This window comes from Candidatus Limimorpha sp., from assembly GCF_056203535.1.
This window is the reverse complement of sequence record NZ_JBADWU010000085.1, coordinates 1-4,875: the sequence shown is the minus strand read 5'-3', so window position 1 is coordinate 4,875 and position 4,875 is coordinate 1. Positions and strand designations below refer to the sequence as shown.

The following is a 4,875-nucleotide window of genomic DNA, read 5'->3' as shown; positions in this document are numbered from 1 at the left end:
TACCATTGCTGCCACAGCATACCCAAATCATTTTGAAATGACAGGGGATTATTATTGCTCAAATGATACGATTATCCCATATTCAAATGAGAATTTCTGGGTCCTCCACATCACGGACATCTTCAACTACGACGACCCGACGGGCATAGAGGAACAGCCCAAAGTGGTGCCGCTGCAAATGAATGTACATCCTAACCCTGCCACAACATGGGTTGCTATAGACTACACGCTACCCAACGGCAACGCCAAAGCGGAGCTTTCCATCTTCAACGCCATGGGCATACGGGTGAAGCAGGTGGAACTGGAAGGGAATGAAGGTCAGAAGGTTCTTGACCTTCGCGAATTTACCAATGGTGTCTATACCGTCACGGTTTTGTGTGGTGAATGTTACCAAACACAAAAGATAGTGATTACCAAATGATTGTATAATTGTTAGGAAGCAACTAAAAAATCCCGCCAAATTTTGACGGGATTTTTCAATATCGGGAATGAAATAACGATTATTCTTCTTCCTTCTGGCTTTCTTCGTATTCCTTCAGGAGCTTGTTCTGGACATCGGTAGGAACCTGTTGGTATTCAGCATATTTCATGGTGAAAGTACCACGGCCTGATGTCAGTGAGCTGAGTGAAGTTGAATAGCGGTCCATTTCTGCCAACGGCACCTTAGCGTGGATGGTCTGGTAGTTGTGGTCAGAATCCATACCCATCACAATGGCGCGGCGGCCCTGAAGGTCGGTCATAACGGCACCCATCAGGTCGGCAGGCATGCGGACGTCGAGGTCGTAGATAGGTTCCATAATCTTAGGAGCAGCAGCCTTAAATGCAGCTGAGAAAGCCATACGGCCGGCAATCTTAAATGCCATTTCGTTTGAATCGACTGGGTGCATCTTACCATCGTAAACGTAAACGATGATGTCGCGGGCGTATGAACCGGTCAGAGGACCCTGTTCAAGACGTTCGTTGACACCCTTCAGGATAGCAGGCATGAAACGTGCATCAATGGCACCACCGACAACGCAGTTAGCGAAGATCAGCTTACCGCCCCAAGGCAGTTCATATTCATCCTTGCCACGCACTTGCAGTTCGCCTGGATCGGTGTAGCCTTCATAATAAGGAGCCAGCAGCAAGTGAACTTCACCGAACTGACCGCTACCGCCTGACTGTTTCTTGTGACGGTAATCAGCGCGAGCCGACTTGGTGATGGTTTCACGGTAAGGAATCTTTGGAGATGCAGTTTCAACGGCAATCTTATATACGTTGTCGAAATACCATTTCAATGTGTTGAAGTGATATTCGCCTTGGCATTGCAGGATGTTCTGGCGCAATTCGCGTGACATGCCTGAAATGACGGTTGGGTCGGTCTTGTGGAGGTCGTTGAGAATGCCACCGAGCTTTTCATCTTCCTGTGAGTTGGCAGCCTTAATGGCGATGGTGAAGATAGGTGTTGGGAATGGCATTTCTTCGAAAGCAGCTTCTGCAGCCTTGGCATCGACGAGAGAATCACCGATACGGCCGTCTTTCAGCTTAATGGTGCAGATGATATCACCAGCGTTGACTTTTTCAACTCTTTCACGATTCTTGCCGCAGAAAGCGAGGAGCTGTGAGATACGTTCCTTGTTGCCGCTGCGTGGGTTGACGAGGTCTTGGCCTTCAGAAACCTGACCGCCGTAAACGCGCATCCAAGCTACATCGCCGAGGTTCTGTTCGGTGGTAACCTTGAAGATGTACATAGCGGTTGGATCATCGTTGCTGTTGTGGAATTCCTGGCCGTTCTTAGCCTTGACAGCAGGAACATCAGCAGGTGATGGGCAAGCGTTGATGAGGAATTCGCAGAGACGGCTGACGCCGACGCCCTTCTTGGCAGCACCACAGAGGACTGGGAACATTTCGCGGTTGATGATGCCGAGGCGGATACCACGTTCCATGTCTTCTTCGCTCAAGGTCATTTCTTCGAAGAACTTTTCCATCAAGGCTTCTTCGCCTTCAGCAGCGTGTTCAATCAGGTTGTTGTGGAGTTCTTCGGCCTTGTCCATTTCCGAAGCAGGAATATCCTGGATTTCAGGAGCGCCATTGCCATTCTTGAAGACCAACATCTTCATCATGATCAAGTCGATGACAGCGTTGAAATCTTCACCGGCATTGACCGGATACTGGATAGGAGTAACCTTGTCGCCAAAGTATTCCTTCATTTCGCGGATGGTGTTGTCGAAATTGGCGTTAGCATGGTCGAGCTGGTTCATGAAGAACACAACCGGCTTGTTGGTGTTGGCAGCGTGACGCCAAGCGTTTTCCGTTGTAGCTTCAACGCCTGACTGGGCATTGATGTTGCAGACGGCTGCATCGGCAGCGGTAAGGCAGGAAACGATGTCGCCTGAGAAATCGCTGAAACCAGGAGTGTCGAGGATGTTGATCTTGGTGTTGTTGATGATGGTGTACATCATTGAAGCATGCACCGAAATCTGACGGTCGGTTTCAATCTGACGGTAGTCGGAAACGGTGTTCTTTTCTTCAGTGCTACCTTTTCTGTTGATCATCTTGCCTTCGAAAAGCATGTTTTCGGCAAGTGTGGTTTTACCGGATTTTGCTGCACCGATGAGGGCAACATTACGGATTTCTTTTGTCTGGAATTCCTTCATTGTTTATCTAAGTGTCTAATTTTTAATATTATATCTCTCGAGAAAATATACAGGGCGCAAAATTACGAAAAAATGCTTTATCTTTTATAGATTTCTTACAATTTTGCAATTGTCTCATAAACCTTGTTCCATCTTGCCTCATCCATTTTGGCCCCCATCACCTCGATGACGTTGCCCGCGACGATGGCACCCATTTTTCCGCACTTTTCGAGGCTTTCGCCTTTGACGAGGCCAGCCAAGAAACCGGCAGCCCACATGTCGCCGGCGCCTGTCGTGTCGATAGGCTTATAATTTCCGGCATCGACGGTGGCAATTTCTTCGCCTCTCTTAATGTAAGCACCTTTCTTACCGATTTTTACAACGGCGATTTCGCATTTCGATGCAATGAAATCGAGCGATTCCCTTGGGTCCATGCCAGTCAAGGCGGTTGCTTCCGATTCGTTTGCGAAAACGATGTCGACATAATCGTTGATGAGTTGCAGCATATAGTCGCGGTTGTCTTCCACCATGTTGTAACTTGCCATGTCGATGGCGATTTTCAGGCCGCAGGCTTTTGCCGTCTCCATAGCCTTGTTGAGCATGTTCGGATTGGCGACGAGATAGCCTTCGACATAGAAAATATCCCAGCCTTTGAACAAATCGGGCGTGATGTCGTCGGGCGAAAGTTCCAGCGATGCGCCTAAATAAGTGGCAAAGGTGCGTTCGCCATCGGGCGTGATGATAGCCTGCACACGGCCCGACGGCGTTTCGGTTCTGAACAGTTCTGGCGTGACCTTGGTGTCGAGCATTTCCTTTTCAAAGAAACTGCCGATTTCGTCCTTGCCGACCTTGCTGAGAAAACCAGCTTCGATGCCTAATTTTGCCAGTCCGCTGACCGTGTTGGCAGCCGAGCCGCCAGCGGCCATCGTGCTGTTGTATGAAGCCAAAGCTTTGCCGACTTTCAGCGAAGTAGCCATGTCGACGTGGGTCATGCTGCCTTTAGGCAGGTTCAGTTCCGATAAGATGCTTTCATCTTGTATGGGTGTCAGGATGTCCGTGAGGGCGCTTCCTATTCCGAGTATTTTTTGTTGTGCCATAATGATTGAAAATTTGCGTGCAAACTTACATAAAAAAGCGTTTTCTATGCCTTATGGGTATAAAAAAGCGTTTTTTATATCTTTTGTAATGGCATCTATAACCGCAATGTGCCAAACCACCACCATCCCAATGCCAAAGCTGGATTCTCTTCATCCCGTCCGGCAGTTTTTTTGAGGTTTTCTCCGATGCGCAGCGAAGCGGAGTGGGAGCGGAGCGGCAGGAGATTGGATGCGGATATAGCGTTGGTATATCTCGCACCCCAGCATGGTGATTTTGTCATTTTGTCATTTGTCAAAAAATCACAATAAGCGATTTCGATGTTTTCCCCCTTTCTCTTTTCGCCTACTTACTATACCTAATTAATAATATATTATTAACTATTTTATTATATAGTTGACAAATGACGAGGAGGTTGAATTTGCTTATTGTGACAAAATGACAAATGACTTTTTGACAAAATGAATTTTGTTATATTATTGATAATGAGTTTGTTATACAAAAAACATTATCATTTGTCATAAAAAGGTCGAAAAAAAACTTTCTCTTGTTTTGTCATCTTAACGTATCTAATTGAGATGCGCCTGCCGACTGACAAGATTTTGGCAACCAACATGGGTCAAAAAGCATTTAGTCACTTAAGATTTTCATATTTCATGCAATTTTAAAGTGCAACTTTAAATTTGCACAAAAACAGGTCAAATAATTCAATATCAAATGAATAAGGATGTTTTTTATTCTTCTTTTCTTTCAAGTTATCATTGTTGGGCGACAAACGGATGGTGGATATAACAGGCATGGAGCGGCAATATCACCCAACATAGTCCATTTCGCAATTTTTCTAAGCATGTTCCTGACTGAAGTGTTGAAAACCCGACTGGGTTGGGCGGGTTGGCCACGGTCAGGACGGCGGGGCAGCGCCCGCAAAGGGACAGACTAACGGCTTGACCTTCACGAAATTGCGTTTATGACATATTTCTTGAAGGTCATGCTGTTAGGCTGGCCGCGCAGAGGCCGATGGTCCTGCCCTTGATTTTTCGGTCCATTTGCATCAAGTTATCATTGTTGTTGAACAAACGGATGGCGGATATAACAGGCGTATCTGGCTGAAAGATGTCGCTATAGCGGAAAAAGAATTAGTTTTGCGTTTGGGCAAGCGAAGAGA

The 4,875-nt window shown here is 46.7% G+C and carries 3 protein-coding genes; 1 reads left to right on the top strand and 2 read right to left on the bottom strand.

What is annotated here, in order from left to right; all coding sequences use genetic code 11:
• The coding region (locus AC06MN_RS10260; protein WP_475672283.1) for a T9SS type A sorting domain-containing protein at positions 1 to 421 on the top strand (421 nt) is incomplete at its 5' end.
• 79 nt (positions 422 to 500) lie between these two features.
• Here the strand turns inward: AC06MN_RS10260 and AC06MN_RS10255 are convergent.
• Together AC06MN_RS10255 and AC06MN_RS10250 are read right to left on the bottom strand one after the other, a co-directional pair.
• A complete protein-coding gene (locus AC06MN_RS10255) occupies positions 501 to 2,636 on the bottom strand; it encodes an elongation factor G (RefSeq protein WP_475672282.1) in 2,136 nt (711 codons plus the stop codon).
• A 95-nt stretch (positions 2,637 to 2,731) separates the two neighbouring features.
• Positions 2,732 to 3,712, bottom strand: a complete 981-nt coding sequence (locus AC06MN_RS10250; protein WP_475672281.1) for an adenosine kinase — start codon at positions 3,710 to 3,712, stop codon at positions 2,732 to 2,734.
• Positions 3,713 to 4,875: the final 1,163 nt, after the last annotated feature.